Annotated in this window: 14 protein-coding genes; 8 read left to right on the top strand and 6 right to left on the bottom strand. The window is 41.1% G+C overall.

Annotated elements, in window-relative coordinates:
• The first annotated feature begins 827 nt into the window (after positions 1-827).
• Both ACFGVS_RS07985 and ACFGVS_RS07980 read left to right on the top strand, forming a co-directional pair.
• Positions 828-1445, top strand: coding sequence for a restriction endonuclease (locus ACFGVS_RS07985; protein ID WP_439698181.1), 618 nt, complete (start codon positions 828-830; stop codon positions 1443-1445).
• 324 nt (positions 1446-1769) lie between these two features.
• Entirely contained in the window at positions 1770-5882 is a 4113-nt protein-coding gene (locus ACFGVS_RS07980; protein ID WP_439698180.1) for an RNA-binding domain-containing protein, read from the top strand.
• Here ACFGVS_RS07980 and ACFGVS_RS07975 read toward each other — a convergent pair.
• From ACFGVS_RS07975 to ACFGVS_RS07965, 3 genes are all read right to left on the bottom strand, one after another.
• Positions 5879-6043, bottom strand: a complete 165-nt coding sequence (locus ACFGVS_RS07975) for a hypothetical protein (RefSeq protein ID WP_439698179.1) — start codon at positions 6041-6043, stop codon at positions 5879-5881. The two genes, ACFGVS_RS07980 and ACFGVS_RS07975, sit on opposite strands and share 4 nt — an antisense overlap.
• A 277-nt stretch (positions 6044-6320) precedes the next feature.
• Positions 6321-7544 carry an IS256 family transposase gene (locus ACFGVS_RS07970; protein WP_439698178.1) on the bottom strand — a complete coding sequence of 408 codons (1224 nt, stop codon included), beginning with the start codon at positions 7542-7544 and terminating at the stop codon, positions 6321-6323.
• Between the two features lie 142 nt (positions 7545-7686).
• Complete coding sequence (locus ACFGVS_RS07965; protein ID WP_439698177.1) at positions 7687-9381, bottom strand: hypothetical protein; 1695 nt, start codon at positions 9379-9381, stop codon at positions 7687-7689.
• Between the two features lie 80 nt (positions 9382-9461).
• Between ACFGVS_RS07965 and ACFGVS_RS07960 the strand changes: the two genes are divergently transcribed.
• The 3 genes from ACFGVS_RS07960 (at position 9462) to ACFGVS_RS07950 (ending at position 11947) form a co-directional block, all read left to right on the top strand.
• Positions 9462-10673, top strand: coding sequence for an ImmA/IrrE family metallo-endopeptidase (locus ACFGVS_RS07960; RefSeq protein ID WP_439698176.1), 1212 nt, complete (start codon positions 9462-9464; stop codon positions 10671-10673).
• Positions 10674-10678: 5 nt separating this feature from the next.
• Entirely contained in the window at positions 10679-11179 is a 501-nt protein-coding gene (locus ACFGVS_RS07955; protein WP_439698175.1) for a hypothetical protein, read from the top strand.
• Between the two features lie 597 nt (positions 11180-11776).
• On the top strand, positions 11777-11947 hold the full coding sequence (locus ACFGVS_RS07950; protein WP_439698174.1) for a DUF4113 domain-containing protein: 171 nt from the start codon (positions 11777-11779) through the stop codon (positions 11945-11947).
• Positions 11948-12190: 243 nt separating this feature from the next.
• Here ACFGVS_RS07950 and ACFGVS_RS07945 read toward each other — a convergent pair whose 3' ends face one another.
• Complete coding sequence (locus tag ACFGVS_RS07945) at positions 12191-12445, bottom strand: helix-turn-helix domain-containing protein (protein ID WP_439698173.1); 255 nt, start codon at positions 12443-12445, stop codon at positions 12191-12193.
• Between the two features lie 522 nt (positions 12446-12967).
• Between ACFGVS_RS07945 and ACFGVS_RS07940 the strand changes: the two genes are divergently transcribed.
• The 3 genes from ACFGVS_RS07940 to ACFGVS_RS07930 are packed head-to-tail and all read left to right on the top strand — an operon-like array spanning position 12968 to position 19080.
• On the top strand, positions 12968-14434 hold the full coding sequence (locus tag ACFGVS_RS07940) for a TlpA family protein disulfide reductase (protein ID WP_439698172.1): 1467 nt from the start codon (positions 12968-12970) through the stop codon (positions 14432-14434).
• A gap of 35 nt (positions 14435-14469) precedes the next feature.
• A complete protein-coding gene (locus tag ACFGVS_RS07935) occupies positions 14470-17661 on the top strand; it encodes a SusC/RagA family TonB-linked outer membrane protein (RefSeq protein WP_439698171.1) in 3192 nt (1063 codons plus the stop codon).
• An 18-nt stretch (positions 17662-17679) separates the two neighbouring features.
• On the top strand, positions 17680-19080 hold the full coding sequence (locus ACFGVS_RS07930; RefSeq protein WP_439698170.1) for a RagB/SusD family nutrient uptake outer membrane protein: 1401 nt from the start codon (positions 17680-17682) through the stop codon (positions 19078-19080).
• Positions 19081-19116: 36 nt separating this feature from the next.
• Here the strand turns inward: ACFGVS_RS07930 and ACFGVS_RS07925 are convergent, their stop codons facing one another.
• Both ACFGVS_RS07925 and ACFGVS_RS07920 read right to left on the bottom strand, forming a co-directional pair.
• Complete coding sequence (locus ACFGVS_RS07925; RefSeq protein WP_439698169.1) at positions 19117-19383, bottom strand: DUF6520 family protein; 267 nt, start codon at positions 19381-19383, stop codon at positions 19117-19119.
• A 144-nt stretch (positions 19384-19527) separates the two neighbouring features.
• Complete coding sequence (locus ACFGVS_RS07920; RefSeq protein WP_439698168.1) at positions 19528-19998, bottom strand: MauE/DoxX family redox-associated membrane protein; 471 nt, start codon at positions 19996-19998, stop codon at positions 19528-19530.
• Positions 19999-20072: the final 74 nt, after the last annotated feature.

Raw genomic sequence — 20072 nt, 5'->3', positions numbered from 1 at the left:
AGGTTTTTTGATAGGTAAATATAATGACAAAGTACAAACTTTCCTTAGAATTACCGGTACTATTGACGAAGCACTCATCCGCAATGACCCAGCAAATCTTCAATACAAAAAGGTTCGGCATCTTTTCCTAAGAGTTCAACAGTCGCCATTCTGATTTCAGCACACATGGGAATTGACATCCAATTTAAGAGCTATATACGCATGTCTATCTGGCCAATTATTTTCATTACGTTACAATCTCAAAAGACGCGTCATTAGCCGAAGCGCTTTTCTGTTTTTTGACGTTTTATGCTGATTGAACGAAGTGAAGCAGCGGATCCGGGTATTCCCGGCAAGCAGTTTTGGTAATACCAAAACATCGCTTGCTTTAAACTACTACTTGTACGTATATTGAGAAAGCGAATTTAATTCGGACAGGATCATGAATGTCATCTAAGCATATTTTGCAAGCATCAGAATATCACGTATGAAGACAAAAATTTTGGCAGCTCTTATGACTACTTGATTGCTTCTTCAATCTTTTGGAAGTGTCCAGTACCCAAATGCATCTCCATTTGCACCGACAATTGAGAAGAATGAGATCCCTGCTTCACTAGTGCCTTTTTATGAACACGGGGCCATAACCTTAGCTTTGTCAAGGAATTGATAAATATTACACTCTTTTATATTTTAACAATACCATTAGGATAATCCTTTCCTGCTCTGCAAATAGCCGGTTAATTTTCGCTTTTCTTGGTACTGTTTCGCTGATCAGCCCAATTCACTTAAACAAATTTTGATTGTCCCACATCAAGAAATCAACGGGGTAAATACTATCTTTAATCTCTATGAACTTTGAAGAGACCGACATTGACTTTGATCGTATTGACTGGCGCAGATTTGAAGAATTATGCTTCGATCTATTGATGAAGTACCAGTTTCACGATATGATCTGGCATCAGGGCAGTGCCGATGGCGGTAAGGACATTGAAGCATTGGCTACAGTAGTCAATCCATTGCTGGGGGCCTATACTGAAAAGTGGTTTTTTGAATGCAAATTTTACACCGGCGGTATACCTATGACTGAACTTGTCAGTAAAATCGGCTGGGCGACGGCGCACCGGGTAAAACACTTTGTCCTGATGACGAATACCCATCCCACCAAAGACACCAGGGATTATCTGAACAAAACACAGGAAAAAGTTGATTTCAAAATTCATGTCATTGACGGTAAAATGATCAAACATAAACTCCTGGCATTCCCGGATTTGATCATCAAATACTTCGCCGACGATACGCTGGCATGGGTGAAAAGCCTGGTTCGGCAATGGTTATTCCAGCATACGCTGCCGGAAATTAAGACGCTGGCAAGGTTGGCAAGTACAGTAGATCCGGGGAAACTTAGTAAGGAAGAACTGGTATTCCTGATGATGGCCTACCAGCAAAGTGATTATGATGAGGATTGACTGCCTGATGAAATTGAACCCTTTGATTTTGATTTTCTTTGGCCGGCCATATGTTTTTACAAAAACGAGATACACCCAATCGACCTGAATAATGTATTCTTTTCCGGATCGAATAACTGGTTCCATCTCAGTGCGATGAGTTCTACCATTGAAAAACTGGACCAGTTTGCTTTTGCGATGCAACATGATTCGCCGGACCTTGGAAATATTCAAATTACGCTAAAGTGCGTTTACAAGCAATTCAATGTAAAAATTGCTTGTAAACCCAATCACAGTAACATTTAATTTTACAATTTTGTAGAACCTACAACCCTAAGTTAACCGATGAATGACGCCTTATTTGCAGAATTACTAAACAATCCTGAAACTGAAATTTTAGATTTCAAAAAGACATTTTATGATTTCAGTAATTCTGGCAAAGGTGACGCTGGTTTTTTGAAAGACCTAATTTCCATGTCTAACACGATTCGGGAGCAAACCGCCCACCTGATTTTCGGGATCAAACTGCTGCCAAATGGAGATAAAGTCTATCATGGTATAAGTGAAATCATGGACGATGCCGCTTTGCAGGAAAAAGCCAGAAGTAAAATTAGCCCGGCACCGAAGTTCAAAAGTTATATTTACACTTATCGGGAATTAAAATACGGTATTATTGAAATCCCGGTACATCCCCATGAAAAATATCTGTCTGTTCCGGTAAATCAGTCGAATACGCTGATGGCTAACCGCGTTTACCTGCGCCGGGGCAGTATGAATGATGAGGCCCAGCCGCAGGAGATCAAATTGCTTTATAAATGGCTGAAAAAGGTACGCAAACAGCAGGCACCACCACCCCCAAAACCTGAAAATGATGATTACGATGGTTACCTCCTGCGAACCGTAACCCCTTCCAGCGGCGATTCGATTGCACAATTGCTGTTAGATCATGACACGCTGGAAAAAGTGTTAACGCAACATACCCGGATTGCGTTGCTGGGTTGGGGTCTTAGCGGGAAATCGACTGAACTGATTAGGCTGGCACATGTATTATCTCAAAAGCCTTCTATCCATGCCCACCGCATTATTTTCGGGCACCATTTTAACGGCCCTATCCATAAGCGAATACCGCAGATCGATCGAATCCCTTCGGATCAGCTTTATGTCTTCCTGGACGGGTTGGACGAAATACGGGGCAAGAACCGGAAGGAAACGATTGACGCGATCCTTCAATTCGCAGAAGGTTATCCGAAGAGCCGTATCATCGTTTCCTGCCGTACCAATTTTTACACGACAGATTCCGAAAACTCCGCTTACAATACCTTAACAGATTTTTCCTCCTACAAGCTTGATCCGCTTGCAAACCAAGAAATTGAAAAATACTTGGATAAACACCTTGGGCAAAACAAGAAAGATTTCTTACTGGAAGTCAACCGCAAAAAGATCAGTGATTTGCTGCATGCTCCCTATTATCTGGTGAAGCTGGTGCAGCAATTCCGTAACGGTCACCAGATCGCGGACAGTAAAGGCAAATTGTTTGAATCCGAAATATTTGACCTTATCCGCATGGATGTGGGTAAACTGAAGCCGGAAGAGCGAGCACCTTACGAGTTAGCCTTATTTAAACTTTTTACCAAGGTTGCCTTTGTCATGGAAGCAAAAGGTACCAACCAAGTGAGCAGCAGCGATCTTCATTTAATATTACCGGATAAAAAGGATTACCGAAAGGTACTTAAGGCAGGCAACCTCTTCCAGGGCACTGACGATAAAAGTAAAGTGTTCAAATTTACCCATAATAATGCGCAGGAATACCTCGCGGCAAAAGTATTGGCGCAATTAAAATTCAAGAAGATTAAAGAAATTATTGGGGTAGAACCGGATTTTGACAGGATAAAACCCAGCTGGGTAAATACCCTCGCATTTGTGATCGATATCCTGCCTGAAAAAGCCGCTTTGATAAATACGATATTTAACTGGCTAGCGAAAGAAAACAAAGACCTGTTGATCGCGCTTGACCCCAAGAAAATGCCCGACCAGTTAAAGTTCGACCTGTTTTCCGGCATTTTTGTACAATTTAAAAACGAAAGACGCAGAATTAACCGGCAGATCTATCGGTATGAAGATCTGGCCAGCTTTTCTGAAAGTGAGCAAATTTTTGATTACTTGTTGGCGGAACTGGATTCAGGTGATAGCATATCCAAAATGAATGCGTTAACTATTGCAAATTTTTATCATCTGAAAGCTTATCCAAACTACCGGAAACTCTTCAGACTACGTTACGAGTGCATCCTTGAAGGAAATGATGCCGAGTTACATGCCTCAGCGCTTGCTGGCTTTGGCGGCCTTTTCGATATTTCTGCGGCGGCTTTTCTCAAAGTCTTCAAGAAATTTAAAACGTCGGAAGACACCTGGGTGCGCTACCAGCTTTTTACCCTGATATGGATAACCGGTCACCAGGATTTGGTCGTTGGCTACTTACTGGAACAAGCACGGTTCCTCCAAGCTGATGAAATGCCTCGGCTCAACAAGAGACAGGGAAGCAATCGTCTGAGCAATGAATTTACTGAAGTGTCCAATGCGCTGCAACGCGTCCATACTGCGGCTGGATTGACTGAACTTTTTAACTCCGGCCCAGCCGATTTCTCCAGGTTCGCTTATTCTGTTTACTTCAGTAAAGTTTACGAACCAGCCCTCGAAAAAGCTAAAGCATATACCGAAGATGAATCATTATCGAAGGCGATCCGGCAAACCTTTATAGCACATCATTCCGAAATACTACAGAAGTCTAATTTTAATAAGGCTTTTCTAAGCTATTTCAGTGCTGCCGGGCAATTGGATCTGGTCGTGAAAGAAATGATTGGTACGCGTAGATACCGGGATTATTCACTCGTGCGAACCGTGGCAATATTAGGAACAACTATATTCGTCGACTTTTTGGTGCTGGAACTGGAGGCCGGTCGGATAGATCAGCAAACCATTGAGGATATCCATCAACAAATGGATCTGCAAAACAATGTCAACGCTGATTATATAAGAGTTGCCTTTTCCTTGAACGAGATCCCCCGGCGGCCTCAGCGCCAGATGCCGGGGATGGAAGAGGTTCAAGCCAGGGACTTGGCAGCGATATTTGACCAGTCTGTAATGCTAAGCGAAATTGAAATGATCTTTCATGCCTTCGGTAAAGACACGTTGACTACTGATGATCGGTACAATGATACTGTAGCAGATTTCTGGAGCACGGACTTTTCCGGAATTGCAAGGGATATTATCGATCTGCGTGGCGAAAATCACACGGTTAGCCTGCAAGATGTCACCCGGGAAGTTCTAACAGATTTCGAACTGCGATTGCCTAACCGGTTGCATGATTATTTATTGCATCACCCGCAGGCCAAACTTACAACAGATCAATGGCAGCCGATCTTTGCCTGGTGCGACCAGGCAGCAACAACTGTAAATTTCAGGGAAGCGATAAGCTGGACTCCTTACGGGGGGTGGATTATGGATAAGACGTCGGAAATTTTTTCCTTTTTTATACGTTACCTGGATATTCGGAAATATCCGAACGCGCTGTACGAGGACATGTTAAACACATTCAGATGGGATGACCAGTTGATTGAAATCATTCCGTTTGTGCAGTCGGTAATTGGTTTTGAAACAACGGCAGAGGCAATTCTGACGAACATGACCCTGCAAGTTCCGGGACAGAAGCTATTAGACGATTATGTAAAGTTCCTGGAAACACACGATGTGAAAAGAGCAGTACCATTATTTCGGGTTTACCTGCTCGATGGCACTGTAAAGGATGACTACCAGTTGCTAAATGCTTATTTGCGCCTGGGGGGCAACCTGGAAATGCTGCGACCATTGCTGGAAACATCGACGTCCTATTTTTTACAAGCACTTATTGAAAAGTTCATCACCGCCGGCAGTCCAACAATTAAGCAAACGTTGTTGCAAAAAGCGGCTGAGGAAAGCAATCCGGAAGAAAAGCTGACGCTCATCAGGTTCCTGGTCAAGCTGCAACATAAAGCCGCTGTGGAGGACTATGTCGCGGTGCTGCGAGCAAAAGGTTATTCCCCTGATGATTCGTCTCCATCAAACCCCTTGTACCGTTTAAATAAACCCAAGTTTACCCGTTATGCCCTCGAGTTATACGAATTGGCCCAGCAGCCATCTTTTTATGCGGACACGTTTTGCGATTTGCGAAGCATCAGTGGTACCTTACTGCAGCATATTGCCCTTTACCGTGATAACTTCCCCAAAGTCCGAAAGAAAGTTGAAAAATGGCTGAAAAAACGACAGGAAATGGCCAAAAAAGGACAACCCATTCCTGAAAATTTCATACAGGGCTTAACTTACTTGATGGAAAACAATGCCAAGCAATTCGAAGCCAATTCAGTTAAGATGGCATCGCAGGAAAGTGCCATCCGCCTTTATCATAAAATTTCCGGAGCGAGCTAAAGATCCTCTAACTGGATGTTGATTCGTTCGAGGATCTCATCTGTAAATTTGGCGGCTATCATGTTGATTTCGTCCATGCTCTGCATTTGATCATACAACTTGGTGATCCAAATATGTTCCGGACTGCTGCCCAATGTGTAGTTATAGTCGTTAAAATACACAAATAGATTACAGTAAGAATTGAACGCCTTGATTCCAGCCCGTTTAAAACCCATCAGTTTAATGTATAAACCGATTTTTCGGGCTGTACCGTGTTTATACAGGTACAATTCGAAATCGTAAGATGTGTTTTATCAATAGCGATATACATCATGTTGCTGAAAATATAAGCAATGTGAACGATAACAACGAATACGTCCGGTATGGTGACCGACATGGAGGATATAACTCGGGTTGGTTCTATTGGTCTGTAAAATAAACTGTGCCTGGGCCTGATTTCTACATCAAATCTAATATCATTCTTCCGGGAAACCAAATGGCCAGTTTCTGGGCGGTCATAGCCCAGTTCGAAAGTGGCATCGTCCATTTTTGTTTGATGTTGTTATGGGCCAGATAAATCAATTTTAACAATGCCATATCAGAGGTGAAACCACCCTTTGTTTTGGTAACTTTTCTGACTTGGCGATGAAAGCCTTCAATGGTATTAGTGGTATAGATGAGTTTTCTGCCAGCTGCGTCATAACGGAAATAGGTGGTAAGCTTTACCCAGTTGTTACGCCAGGATTCTAATACTTTCTCATATTTCTTACCCCACTTTTCTTCCAGTTGATCTAACCGCAGTTCAGCCAGTTCTAATGTTTCGGCTTGATAAACCGGCTTAAGGTCTTTCATAAATACTTTCTGATCTTTTGAGGCTACATACTTCAGACTGTTACGGATCTGACGGACGATACATGTCTGGATTTCTGTTTGTGGGAATACGGTATTAATTGCTTGCGGAAAACCATTCAGGTTATCGATACAGGCAATCAGGATATCCTTTACCCCACGATTCTGTAGGTCTGTTAAGACCGATAGCCAAAAGTTAGCCCCTTCGCTTTGAGAAACATACATCCCCAACAGTTCTTTATGCCCATTGCGGTCAATACCCAGAATATTGTAAACAGCATGTGATACCATCCGATGGTCTTCTTTGACCTTGTAGTGCATCGCATCGAGCCATACAATTGTATAAAGCTCATCAAGCGGCCGCGATTGCCATTCCTTTACTTCGGGGATGATTTTGTCGGTAATGGCTGATAAGGTGCTATGACTGATCTCTGTATCGTACATATCCTTGATATGTTTAGAGATATCACGCAAACTCATCCCTAAACCATACATGCCGATGATCTTTGATTCCAGACTCTCAGCAAGGATTGTTTCACGCTTGCGGATCAGTTCAGGCTCAAAGCTGGAATTGCGGTCACGGGGCGTACTAACCGATATAGTGCCATCAGAGGTACGCACATCCTTACTGGTCTTGCCATTCTTTCGGTTGCCCGAACTGCGTTCGGCTTCATCCAGATGGTTTTCCAGCTCAGCTTCTAATGCCGCATCTAAAAAACTTTTCAGCAACGGCGCAAACGCGCCATCTTTGCCATAAAGTGACTTGCCCGAGCGGAGTTGCTCTAAGGCTTTCTTTTTCATTTGCTCGTACTCGAGCGACTCGTCTTGCTTCATTTTAAACTATGTTAAAGGTAATTATTTACACTTTGACACAGTTTATTTTACAGCCTCGGTTCTATATAAAACCTGATGATTACCCTTACCTAGTATTTTTGTAGTTAGCATCGTTAATTACTTATTAGCCACTTCAATTAATTCATCCACGCTGACGTTGTAATAGCCAAGATTGAAAAGCTGCTGTTCCAATAAAATCCTTCGCTTTACGGAGTCTTCGGCTATCTGCTTTGCCATTCTCGACAGCCAAAACATATCCTCTTGCAGGACTAAGTGCTTTAAGTCGTTGGGACAAGCCGGTTCCTCCTTCAGTATCTTTGTTTTCAGCGGCAAGAGCAGTTTGTCTTCGTAACTCGTCAAATCGCGCTGCAAGATCACTTCGTGCGCCATCAATACGTTCTTGTCTTCCATCTCGTTCTTTTTCAAGTCCACCGATAATTTCTTTTTCTGCTGCTTCAAGTCGCTCATGATAGCTTCGCTGGCTGTGTTGCTTTCTGATAAGTTCTGCTGGTGCATTTGTAATATCTGCGCGTAATCGCTCGATAGCTGCTCTTTCAATTGCAATAGCTCGTTCCACTCGTTCTTGCTCAGCTCCAATTGATTCGAGTTCTCTTCCAAATTGTTCATCCAATCGATCTCGTGTTGCTTTGTGCTCTCGGTCAGCATCGTCTTGTAATTGTCCAATTGTTTTTCCTGTTCCGCCAAGCGCGATTTCTTCCTGCCGGATGTTTGCATCAAGTAACGCTTTCTCTTCTCTAAGTCGCTGTTTTGTTGATTGATATCTTTCGTCCAGGCGTTGATAACGTCCGTTAAGTCCTGCTTTTGTAGTTCTAAATTGAACTCGTCTTGCTTCAATTTCGTCCAACTCTCCGCGATATGTTGTTTCAGCGTCGTTTCGATATTGTTCTTCAAAAACAGCCCGTCGTTCTCCAACTCGCTTGATTGCGAGTTCAGTTCTTCCGATAGCTGTAACAACTGCTCGTTCTGCCGTGCGGTACGGTTCTGATTCCAAACATCGGCCAAGTGCTCGTATGAGATTGTTAACTTGTACCTTTCGGCAGTCGTAACTTTCTTCAGAAAGTCTATCCGGGTCTCCATCAATTGCAGGTATTCCATCTCCAAGATCGGTGGGTACTGAAAAATAAGCGATTTGTTGTTCATCATCGTGGTATAACCATTTGGCGCGGTCGCCCTTTTTTTGAGAAATTTCTATTGCCTCAGCAGATTCCTTTGGTATTGTTAACTTGATCGTATTAACACGTAGCCGTTTTAATCCGGCAAATTCATTTACAGTTAATTTTTTTCTTTTACCTAATTGGATAAATAGTATAGGCTCATCGTTTTCGTCATAAAAAACTATATCGGCCTTAAATAACAATTCTTCCTGTGGCCCATGATAACTAAAATCCGCCTTTATATTGCCATTATGATCTTCAAAAAAATATTTATTTTTTTCAACACGGCTCGCGGCAATGACAGTTCCCGGCAAAAGAAACAGCGCCAATCCGGCCACACCTTTAGGGGGATATTTGTAAACCGGAGGAACCTTGATCTCTTTATTTAGCTCCAGTGTCGTGGCGGCAAGTTTACGCCTGTAATCCTCATCTTTAAAAGTGCATTTATCACCGGGTTTGATAAATTTTGCGTCGTGACGGAAATATGGTCTATAATTTTGGACTTTTGGTAATACGGCTTGCATCTCGCGCTGGCAACCTATACACTTATAACCTTTTCGCCCGCGCTGAGTAACTTCAGAAATATGTATATCTCTCTCCAATGCTACACTGTGCGCGTAATCGTGGTGGGCATCTGGCTCGGCAACTAGAAAAGCAGGCATTGAATCTATTTTAAAAGTTATGTAAATTTACATAACTTTTATTTGAATATCCCAATAATTATTTTCATTTTTGTTACACTATGGATGAAAATCAGTTTCTGAACGAATTCTACAAAATGCTTTCCCCGGTTGACGTGTGGGAAGGTGAAACCAATTCGATTAAGGAAATTTTTGATGCTAGGCTTGCACGGCACGGCATCACCATTAACCAGGCAGAAAAAATGCTGAATATGCAGAAACGCACACTGGAGGGCATATTGGATGGTTCAGCCAAACGAGTGGATGTAATTAATTTATTGAAGCTTGGGCAATTCCTAGGGCTGCAAATGGACGCGTTATTAAAATTATTCCTTAATGATATGCCACAGGAAATGGTAGGTGAATTGGAAGATGCGAAAAAGAAATCTTACATCCTGTCGACGTTTGACATCAAAAACCTGGCGAAATCAGGTTTTTTGACAACTAAAACGGATTTTGATCAAATAGAAAAACGTATTGTTACTTATTTCGGACTAAAATCCATTTTTCAATATTCCAACAAACAAATCATTCCTGCATTTAGCAAAACAAAGAAAAGTGAAAGTGGCCTGATGCGCGAATTTTGGGTAAGGTCCGCTTATGCGCATTTTGATTGCCTGAAAAATTCTAATTCGTATGATAAGACGAAACTGATAGAGCTTATTGCTAAGATCAAACCCTATAGCATGAACGTGACCACCGGGCTTCGGACAGTCACCCAGGCGTTGTATAATATAGGAGTTAGCGTAATCTATCAACCGCATTTACAAACTACGCAGGTCAGAGGGGCAACCTTTGTCATTAACAGTAAACCTTGTATTGTTCTGACGGATCTTAATAAACGATACGCAACTATATGGTTCGCCTTGCTGCATGAATTGCACCACGTAATTTTCGATTTTGATGAAATCGAACGTAATGTTTTTCATTTAACCGGTGAAGCCGATCTCTTTTTGCTTCAGGAAGATAAAGCTGATGAGTTTGCCCGTGATTACTTTTTACCTGCTGAGCGGTCCAGGTTTATTTACAAATATATCGACAGCCCTTTGGTGGTGGCCAACTTTGCAAGGGAGCACCAGATTCATCCTTCCATGATATATAATTTTTATTGTTGGGATATGGATGCCGCAGGAAAAGGCAGCTTCTGGGCAAAATACAAACACACTGAAGCCGACGTTAAGCTGGCCTTAAAGGATATCAATATCGATCCATTTGATAAGGAACGTATTGAAGATACCGTAAACTACTTAAAGGAAAACATTTTTAATATTTAATTACCATGGCCGAAGAAGAGAACAAACCAGATCAGCGAAAAAAAACAGAAAAAGAATTAGCAGACGAACAACTCAAGCAAAATATCCTGGCTGCCTCTGATCAGGTCAAAGGCGAGCAGTTAATTATTTCACCCACAGGCGACCTGGAACGACAAAGAGAAATTCTTCAAACGGCCCTCAGTAATATTGATGATCCTGAGAAGAAATTTGACCTTTATTACAAAGGAATTAATAGGTTACTACGTGCGCATTTACCTAAAGGACCTTCGAATAAAGCCGCGCGAGATTTCATTTATGAAGAAAAGAACACCTATCTGACCCGCGGGAAAAGAATCAGGAAAGACGGCACTCGCGGCGGGGATGGTAGGATGACCTACAATACTGATGCCGACGAAATGCTTCAGATCATAATGGAATGGATTATGGAAAATGGTACCATGGTAGACCTTTTCAACAAACTTCGTGATCTGAATATTAGCAAGGGTTATGGTACAAGAGCTTTTTAATAATGCGTTATCGGGTATGTTTGAGGAATAAGCTTTTAACTTAAGTTTTCTTCGCGGTTTATTTGTTCACAGTAGAAATTTAATTTAACGCAAAACGATTTAAATTGAGACGCTAATAACAGCCGTGGAATTCTGTTACAGTTTGTAAAGCTATTGGTTTTTGATTGTTTTTCTTGTACTCGTTGCACAACTAGGTGCTCTAAACCGCACAGAACAGTCTGGTCAGGCCTCCCGGAACCTCCGCTTCCAGGCTATAGCTGGCCAAAAACGTGATCGCCCCGCCAACATTGAGCCTGGTATACTAATTTCGAATGGGGCATGGATTTAAAGTAAGTGGTTGTAAGCCCCGAGATCATCAACTAGAAAATTAAAAAATGCTTAAATTTTCTCCGGTTCTTTTGCTTCTTTTCTTGCAAGAAAAGAAGCAAAAGAACCGGAGAACGTTCACAACAACATTACGTTAAATGAAATCCAGTCGAATTAATATTCCAATGGTTTACACTGAGTTGATTATTAGAATGTTAAAAAATTAAGACACTGCCAATAATCTTAAATTTGCTAAAAAAGGGTTAGAGAACGTTCCCCTACGGGCTGGCTTTGGAAGCCAAACTATCTAAAGCTTTAGACAATATCAATATCCGTTACGGACGAAACACAGTCCAATTAGATGCACAAGGCAACGATAAACAATTACAACTCAATGCGCCTAATTTGTGTACGTGCTACACTACTCGAATAGAAGATGTTATGAAAATCAGTATTGGATGACTATTTACATCAAAACAAATAAGAACTAAGTAAAAGGAGAGATATCCCGAAATTAAATTAGGATTTAGATTAATTTTTAATTATAAAGCACTACTGGATTATTAGCTAAATTTACCTATAGTATGGAATCTTTTGCTTTTTAAATCGAACAAGGTAGCCATTGTGCTTCTGTTCATTATAAAATTAAACATAATAGGTATGTTTAATTTGCAGGTTAAGAAATATAATCGCGGAATTTAATATTTACTTGATTTTTATTGAATTAATTTCGAATTCAAAATCCAACAAATCTTTTGGGGTGCATTTCAAAGCTTTTGCTATTTTTCTTAAAGTAGAAAGCCGAATGTCAACTCGACCTTTTTCAATGTTAATTAACTGATGATGTTCTATTTCCGCAATCAATGCAAGTTCTCGAACGCCAAAATTATGACCTTTTCGAATAGATTTAATTTTCTCCCCTAAGGAAGAATTAAATAAATCTTTTTCGTCGTCATTCATGCCTGAAATATGAGAACAGTGAAAAAATAAATTGGTACATTATTATGTACCAATTGAAATATTTTGTATTTTAGTGTTTTGTAATTAACAAGAGTAATGTAAATACTTTTTATTTTTGCGATTCCTTCTTACTAATAATTGAAGCATTCGCACTTTAATCTCGCTCTGGAAAACTGGTAATTTAAGACGAACGAGAGGATAGGTGAAAGTGCTCACGCTAATGGCGTGGGCTCACTTATTCGTTCACGGTATACCAGTACCTCCAGAGCAGTAAGCTGAGTTCCACGCCTTACTTATTGTTAGGCACTTCTCAACTTACGGTATAAACACTTTTTAATTTCTGTGTTATGCGTGCTGTTAGAAACCTTTTAATGTTAGTTATCTGCCCACCCGAATGATATTTAGGGATGCGGCAACCTATGATCAGCTTAGTAGTTAATGTCCTTTTTATGGGTTGCCGTTTCATATTTCTTCTTTTTTGTTAGTCTAATTTTCTTACCGTTCTAACTATTTTTCAAATTTATGAAGCTAAAAATTGGCTTCCCAGGTAAGCTATTGCCTTTTGGGAAGGTTCCCACAATTCAAGAAATGCCTGCTGGCAATTCTGTTAACGTCGACTTTGACGGATTAAAACATGCCCGGTCGGGTATTTATATCGCCTTATTTTATATCCTGTTGATGATTTTGCTAATGACCATCTTTCCGACCGTTTCTAAAGCACAACTGGCCGGACACGACGGTCTCGCTATTGGGGATAACGTGCCGGATGTTACTATTAATAATATGATTGGATATAAATCCAGTTCAGCTAAATTATCGGATTTTAAAGGTAAATTACTTATAATAGACTTTTGGGCAACCTGGTGTTCCCCCTGTATCCATATGATTCCAAAGATGGATTCTCTGCAAAAAGAATTAGGTCCCGATCTGCAATTTTTATCCGTTACTGATCAACCTGGAAAGACCGTAGTGCCATTTCTGGAGAGGTTAAAAAAGCAACATCCGTTCAGTCTTACTGAAGCCTATAGTGATTCGGTATTAAATAAATTATTTCCGCATGGTTCACTGCCGCATTATGTCTGGATCGATAGGAATGGAGTCGTAATAGCTATTACCGGCTATGAGGCTATCAATTCATCAAAGATCAGGAAAGCGCTCAACGGGGGAAAAATGGATGTCGGCTTAAAACGTGATATTATCGTGGATTATAATTCTATAAAACCACTTTTCGATATCAGCAACCCTTCGGGCAACCAGGAAATTAAATCCTATAGTATTCTGACCGCTTATAAGCCTGGATTAGGATGTGGCTATTACAACGATTTGTTTAACAAAAATATAACTACCGGGTATCATAGGATTACTGCCTTAAATTTAACTATCGCTCAGCTTTACCAGATCGCCATGAGCAAAAGTGCCCGGGCATTCGATTGGAACCAAACTAACCTGGCCGTAAAAGATACTACTATGCTCAATACATCTTTAAGCGGACAAGCATTTGTGGATTGGCTGGACAATAAAAAAGGTTTTTGTTACGAGTTAGTTGTCGCTAACCGCGATACTGGTGAGGCATTGGCCAAAATGCGTATGGACCTGGAATTTTATTTTCCGCAATATAAGGCCATAGTCAAGCAGCAACAAAAAAGCTGCCTTGCACTGGTGCGGACAAAATCAACCACTATCCCGGTTTCATCTACCGGAAAATCATCTGTTGCATTTGATGTGACCGGCGGCAACTTGATTAATTGCAATCTTAACGTTTTTCTCAGCCGGTTCAGGGTTTTTCAACAGGAATCCGGACTGATATTAAAGAACGAAACAGGATATACCGCTCAGGTAGATATGGATATAGAGGCTGATATGAGAGATATAGACCAGGTAAACGAACAGCTTGACAAGTATGGCCTTAAATTGATCCGGAAATTAGAGAAGGCAGATGTATTGACCATATCGGATTCGGTACCTCAAATCGCAAAAATAAATAAGTAGTTCCTTTTAATTTATTCAACATGATCAGATTCACAATGGCAATATGGCTGTTGTGCGCCCCTTTATTTGCTTTTTGCCAGGTAAATACGAAAGGTAGGGTAGTTTCCAGGGAAGGAAACACCCCCCTATCAGGAGCCACAATAATAATCCATGCAAACAATGATAAAATAATTACCGATGAGAATGGGTTTTTCAATATTTCTATCCCCGATTCAGGCCGTATGGTGTCTGTTGTATTTATCGGGTACAAAAGCCTCTCAATAAAGATATTTGCAAAGAAAGGATTGACTATTGCCCTTATTCCAGAAACCATGGCAATCAAAGAGGTGGTAGTATCGACGGGCTTTCAACAAATTACTGCCGAAAAAACTACGGGTTCATTTGTCCAGATAGACAATAATTTACTTAACAGAAGGGCAAGCACCGACGTGCTCAGCCGCCTTGAGGATGTAACTTCCGGCCTTATTTTTAATAAAGGTAAAGGAGTTGGAAGCAACACGATCAGCATACGTGGTAGAAGTACGCTATTCGCGAATGCGCAGCCACTCATTGTGGTTGATAATTTTCCGTACGACGGAGATATCAATAATATAAACCCTAACGATGTCGAAAGCATTACAGTATTGAAAGATGCCGCCGCCGCATCTATATGGGGAGCGAGGGCGGGAAACGGTGTAATAGTGATCACGACAAAAAAAGGTGCCTACAATCATCAGATCGAAGTCAACCTCAATGTAAATACTACCATAGGCGAAAAGCCTGATATCTTTTATCAGCCCAAAATGTCATCATCTGACTATATTGACCTCGAAAAAATGCTGTTCAACAATGGTTACTATAACAGTATAGCCGCCTCGAGAAGAAACAGAGCTTTAACTCCCGCAGTTGACTTGTTGTATGCAGCCAGAAATGGAAGCATTACCTCCGAAAATGCAAATTCGCAAATTGACGCTTTACGGCAGTACGATGTGAGAAATGATTTTCAAAAATACTTTTACCGCAAAACAGTAAACCAGCAATATGCCCTGAATTTAAACGGGGGCGGCGCTAATCAGAAATATTATTTAGCTGTTGGCTACGATAAAAATCTGGATAACCTGATAAGCAACGGAAACAACAGGGTTACTATCACCGCTAATGATACTTATGCCCTGATCCCGCAAAAACTTGAATTTATCACGGGCATTAATATAACGAAATCCAACCGCTCTCTTAATAACACAGGTACTGATCTGGTTGGGCTTAATTCCGGGGACGGCCAGTCACTCTATCCATACGCCCGCTTGGCGGACGCAAATGGAACTTCTTTAAGTATGAATCACGATTATCGAAATGCTTTTGTACAGACTGCCCAGCAAGCGGGTTTGCTTGACTGGACCTACAAGCCGGTAGACGATCTCAAAAACGGTAGCAATAATATTCGCAGTACAGATTACCGCCTAAATGCGCAATTGAAATACACCATTATTCCCGGCTTAAATACAATGTTATTATATCAGTATGAAAATGCCGTCATTGATGGAAGAAACTTGCAAAGCCTCCAAACTTATTACACCAGGGACTTGATCAATCGATTTACTGTTATTAATCCCGATGGCTCCTTTAATTATAATATTCCAATAGGTGGCATATTAGACATGGATAACACACGGCTTTTCAGCCAAAGCTTTAGAGCACAACTAAATTTTACCCATACTTTTCATCAGATACACGATTTTATAGCACTTGCGGGTTACGAGATCAAGGATGCTCATACCGTTTCTAATTCCGAGCGCTTATACGGTTATGATGAGGATCACGCCACCAGCAGCAGCGTCGATTATATTTCCACTTTTCCGCAATATAATTACCCAATATCCCAACAACAGATTCCCAATAACCAGTTAGCAGGAGATCTTACGGATCGCTATCGCTCTTATTTTTCTAATATCTCTTACACTTATAACCATCGTTATATTATATCGGGAAGTGCCAGGTTTGACCAATCCAATTTATTTGGAGTTAACACTAATCAAAAGGGGGTACCACTATGGTCCGCAGGGTTGGGATGGGTGGTCAATGAGGAAAAGTTTTATCATTTAGATGGTTTACCTTATCTCAAGGTCAGGGCCACGTACGGTTATAACGGCAATATCGATAAAAGTGTATCAGCTTACACTACCGCTAATTACTTCCCTGCCTATTACTCTGTTTTGAACGCACCCACAGCTTCCATCATAAATCCACCTAATCCTGAATTACGATGGGAGCGGGATCGGGTTGTGAACTTTGGAATTGATTTTCGTACAAGAGGAAATCGCCTGAACGGTACCGGGGAATATTTTATCAAACAAGGGCTTGATCTGATAGGGGATACTCCATTTGCTCCATCGACCGGAATCGCTGTGTTTACTGGTAATACAGCCAGCACCAAAGGCCAAGGAATCGATCTGACCCTTAATTCTCAAAATACCACCGGTGCCCTGAAATGGTCTTCAACATTATTGTTCAGTTACGTGACCGATAAAGTTAGCAATTACAATGTTGAAGCGGATGCCGTTACTTACGCCAGTTCCGGTAATCTTGGATCATATCCCCTAATGAGCAGGCCTTTGTTCGCTTTGTACAGCTATAGGTGGGCAGGACTGGACCCTTTAAATGGCGATCCTCAGGGTTATTTAAATGGCGTGGTCAGTAAAGATTATGGTGCTATAATCGCTAATACTCCAGTGAAAGATTTGGTTTATGATGGGCCAACACGGCCAGTTGTTTTCGGTTCATTGAGGAACACCGTAGCATTTAAGCAATTCTCATTATCAGCAAATATTTCTTACCGTTTCGGCTACTATTACCGGCAGAACGGGATCAATTACGGGACCGTACTCGTCGGGCAGGGTTATTCCTATGGAGATTACGCGCAGCGCTGGCAAAAACCAGGTGATGAAACGACCACGCAAGTCCCATCCTTACCTGCTGCCATCGATAATAATAGGGACCAACTTTACAGGTATTCCACGCAGCTTGCTAAAAAGGCCGATAACATCAGACTCCAGGATATCAGCCTAAGTTATGATGTCAATGCTTTTAAAATTAATCGTTGTGCCGTCAGGCATCTGCAGGTCTATTTATATATGAATAACCTTGGTATTTTATGGAAAGCGACAAAAGGACCGTTCGATCCTGATTACGCCACTTCGAATTACCCGCCGATTAAGACGATCGCGGCCGGAGTTAAACTGAATTTCTAAAAGCTTTAAAATATTTTTATGAAATATAATATACAACTCAAACGTAAAAATAAAATGCTACGGATTTGCTTCGCCGCGTTTTTGGTAGCATTTTTAAACATCTCCTGTAAAAAAGGGTTTTTGGATGCAAAACCAAGTAAGTCACTGTTAGTCCCCACAACCTTAGCCGATTTTGACGCGTTATTAGATAACACGACCATCTTTAATTTTTCCTGTGGCTTAAATGAAATAACTTCAGATGATTTTTACACTACTGACGATGGATGGCTTGGGTGGTATTTGATCACAGAAAAAAATGCTTACATCTATGCAGATGATACCTATCAGGGAATTTCTATCGTGTCTGACTGGGATACGCCCTATCAGCAGGTTTTTTACAGCAATGTGGTTTTGGACGGTTTAAATAATTTAAGAGATGGTACCGTCAGTCAATCTGATTACAACCGGGTAAAAGGTGAAGCACTGTTCCAACGCGCATTTGCCTTTTATAACCTCTCGCAGATGTTTTGCCTGCCTTATAATAAATCGACAGCTAAAAGTGATCTTGGGATACCGCTGAGGTTGAATTCAGATGTCAATATCAAATCGGTGCGGGCAACAATAGAAGAAACTTATACGCAGATTATCAACGATATCAAGTTGGCTCAAACGTTGTTACCCGTAAATTCCAGCTACAAGACGCGTCCAAACAAAAGGGCTTCTGATGGGCTCCTGGCCCGGATCTATCTGAGTATGCAAGATTACCGTAACGCCGAAACTTCTGCCAATAATGCTTTGTCCGTCAACAACTACTTACTGGATTTTAATACCCTCGATCCTGCATCGTACAATCCGTTTCCTCAGATATTGCCCAATAGCAGTAATGAGGTAGTCTTTTATTCCGCGCTGCTCAACTACTCATTTACCAGTTCACCCTTGTCATATGTTGATCCGAATCTTTATAGAGATTATGATGACAATGATCTGAGAAAATCTTTATTCTACGTCGACAACGGTAGTGGTTTATACAATTTTAAAGGTAGTTATGGGGATGGCGGATATTTCTTTTGTGGCATTGCAAACGATGAACTATTGTTGACAAAAGCAGAAGCTGGCTTGAGAAACGGCCATGCAGATAATGCGCTTAGCGATTTAAATACGCTACTTTTGAAACGCTATAAGACGGGATCGTTCACTAATATTACGACGAAAGAGCCGAACGCTTTACTACATATTATTTTGAAAGAGAGAAGGAAAGAATTGGTCGGCAGAGGTATAAGATGGTCAGATCTGCGAAGATTGAACAGTGACCTTGCTTATGCGGTAACTATATACCATACCGTACAAAATATCACCCATACGCTAGCACCGATGGGGAAGAAGTACGTTTTCAGGATTCCTGATTATGAAATAAAACGCAGCGGTATTCAACAGAATTAAAATCAAAAGCCGCCAATTGTGGCGGCTTTTGATTTATTAATTGATGTGCCCGTTTGCAGTTTGAACAGTGCCGCCTGAAGCATCCAGGTTAGGATCTTGTCCTGCAGGAAAATATTCCTTACAGATCTTTGTGTCCAGGGTACATGTCGAACTGGTTGTCGTCTGTGCCCACGTCCCGTTACTGCGCTGGCCCCATAAAACATTTACTGGTTTAACATTTGTAGCAGAAGCAGATGTTGCAAATGCTGCACCAGAACCTAAAAGGGCAGCAACGATTGCGAGATTTAATTTTACGCGTTTCATAATGGTAATTTTAAAAGATAATGGAGAAACATAAAGAGTATCTTTATGCTGTGTATGTTTTATGCCTACTCTGTTTTCAGGTTTTCGGCACCTCCTGAGTTGATGCAACATGCCTGGCACGTTGTATCAAATAATTTCGTTTTTTTATCTCGTGTCACCGATCCTCCTTTCTTTTATGGAAAGAATTAACCCTGTTATGATGATGAGTATACAGGCAGCATTAAAAAAAAGATGAGTTTGCCAACCCATGTTTTCCAATATCCCGCCGCAGGAACAGGGGATTCTTGAAAAAGCATGTAGTAAACCCAGTATGATATAAATCGTGAAGGATATCATTAATGTCAGGCTAAACCATAGTCCCACAATAACGGTTCGATTAAAGGATAAACATAAAACGGTAATCAATTCCACAGAAGGCACGGCCCAGGTTAATAGCATAGCGAAATCACGGGGGAATACCTGGTTCAGCATTTGATTCCGTGCCTGCTCATAATTGATCAGTTTACTGATGGCTGCGTATGAAAATAAAAGTACTGTAAATAATACTGACGCTTCCCTCCAGATATTTTCCCGCTTTGAAAAGCCATAGTTTAACCCCTCGTTGTTCGTGATCATTTGTATTAATTTTTATACAAATTAAGATCGTTGTGAATAGCCAAAATAGTAGTAATTGGGTAGCATATAATCAA

Origin of the sequence: Mucilaginibacter sediminis (assembly GCF_051903035.1) — a bacterium.
Taxonomy (GTDB): Bacteria; Bacteroidota; Bacteroidia; order Sphingobacteriales; family Sphingobacteriaceae; genus Mucilaginibacter.
This window is presented reverse-complemented; position numbering and strand designations above follow the sequence as displayed.

Bases quoted from the DNA above. Each gene is read 5' to 3' on its own strand.
- ACFGVS_RS07940 (WP_439698172.1), top strand. From the start codon at position 12,968: ATGAAGCTAAAAATTGGCTTCCCAGGTAAGCTATTGCCTTTTGGGAAG.
- ACFGVS_RS07955 (WP_439698175.1), top strand. From the start codon at position 10,679: ATGGCCGAAGAAGAGAACAAACCAGATCAGCGAAAAAAAACAGAAAAA.
- ACFGVS_RS07980 (WP_439698180.1), top strand. From the start codon at position 1,770: ATGAATGACGCCTTATTTGCAGAATTACTAAACAATCCTGAAACTGAA.
- ACFGVS_RS07960 (WP_439698176.1), top strand. From the start codon at position 9,462: ATGGATGAAAATCAGTTTCTGAACGAATTCTACAAAATGCTTTCCCCG.
- ACFGVS_RS07925 (WP_439698169.1), bottom strand. From the start codon at position 19,383: ATGAAACGCGTAAAATTAAATCTCGCAATCGTTGCTGCCCTTTTAGGT.
- ACFGVS_RS07930 (WP_439698170.1), top strand. From the start codon at position 17,680: ATGAAATATAATATACAACTCAAACGTAAAAATAAAATGCTACGGATT.
- ACFGVS_RS07945 (WP_439698173.1), bottom strand. From the start codon at position 12,445: ATGAATGACGACGAAAAAGATTTATTTAATTCTTCCTTAGGGGAGAAA.
- ACFGVS_RS07985 (WP_439698181.1), top strand. From the start codon at position 828: ATGAACTTTGAAGAGACCGACATTGACTTTGATCGTATTGACTGGCGC.
- ACFGVS_RS07970 (WP_439698178.1), bottom strand. From the start codon at position 7,544: ATGAAGCAAGACGAGTCGCTCGAGTACGAGCAAATGAAAAAGAAAGCC.
- ACFGVS_RS07935 (WP_439698171.1), top strand. From the start codon at position 14,470: ATGGCAATATGGCTGTTGTGCGCCCCTTTATTTGCTTTTTGCCAGGTA.
- ACFGVS_RS07920 (WP_439698168.1), bottom strand. From the start codon at position 19,998: ATGATCACGAACAACGAGGGGTTAAACTATGGCTTTTCAAAGCGGGAA.
- ACFGVS_RS07965 (WP_439698177.1), bottom strand. From the start codon at position 9,381: ATGCCTGCTTTTCTAGTTGCCGAGCCAGATGCCCACCACGATTACGCG.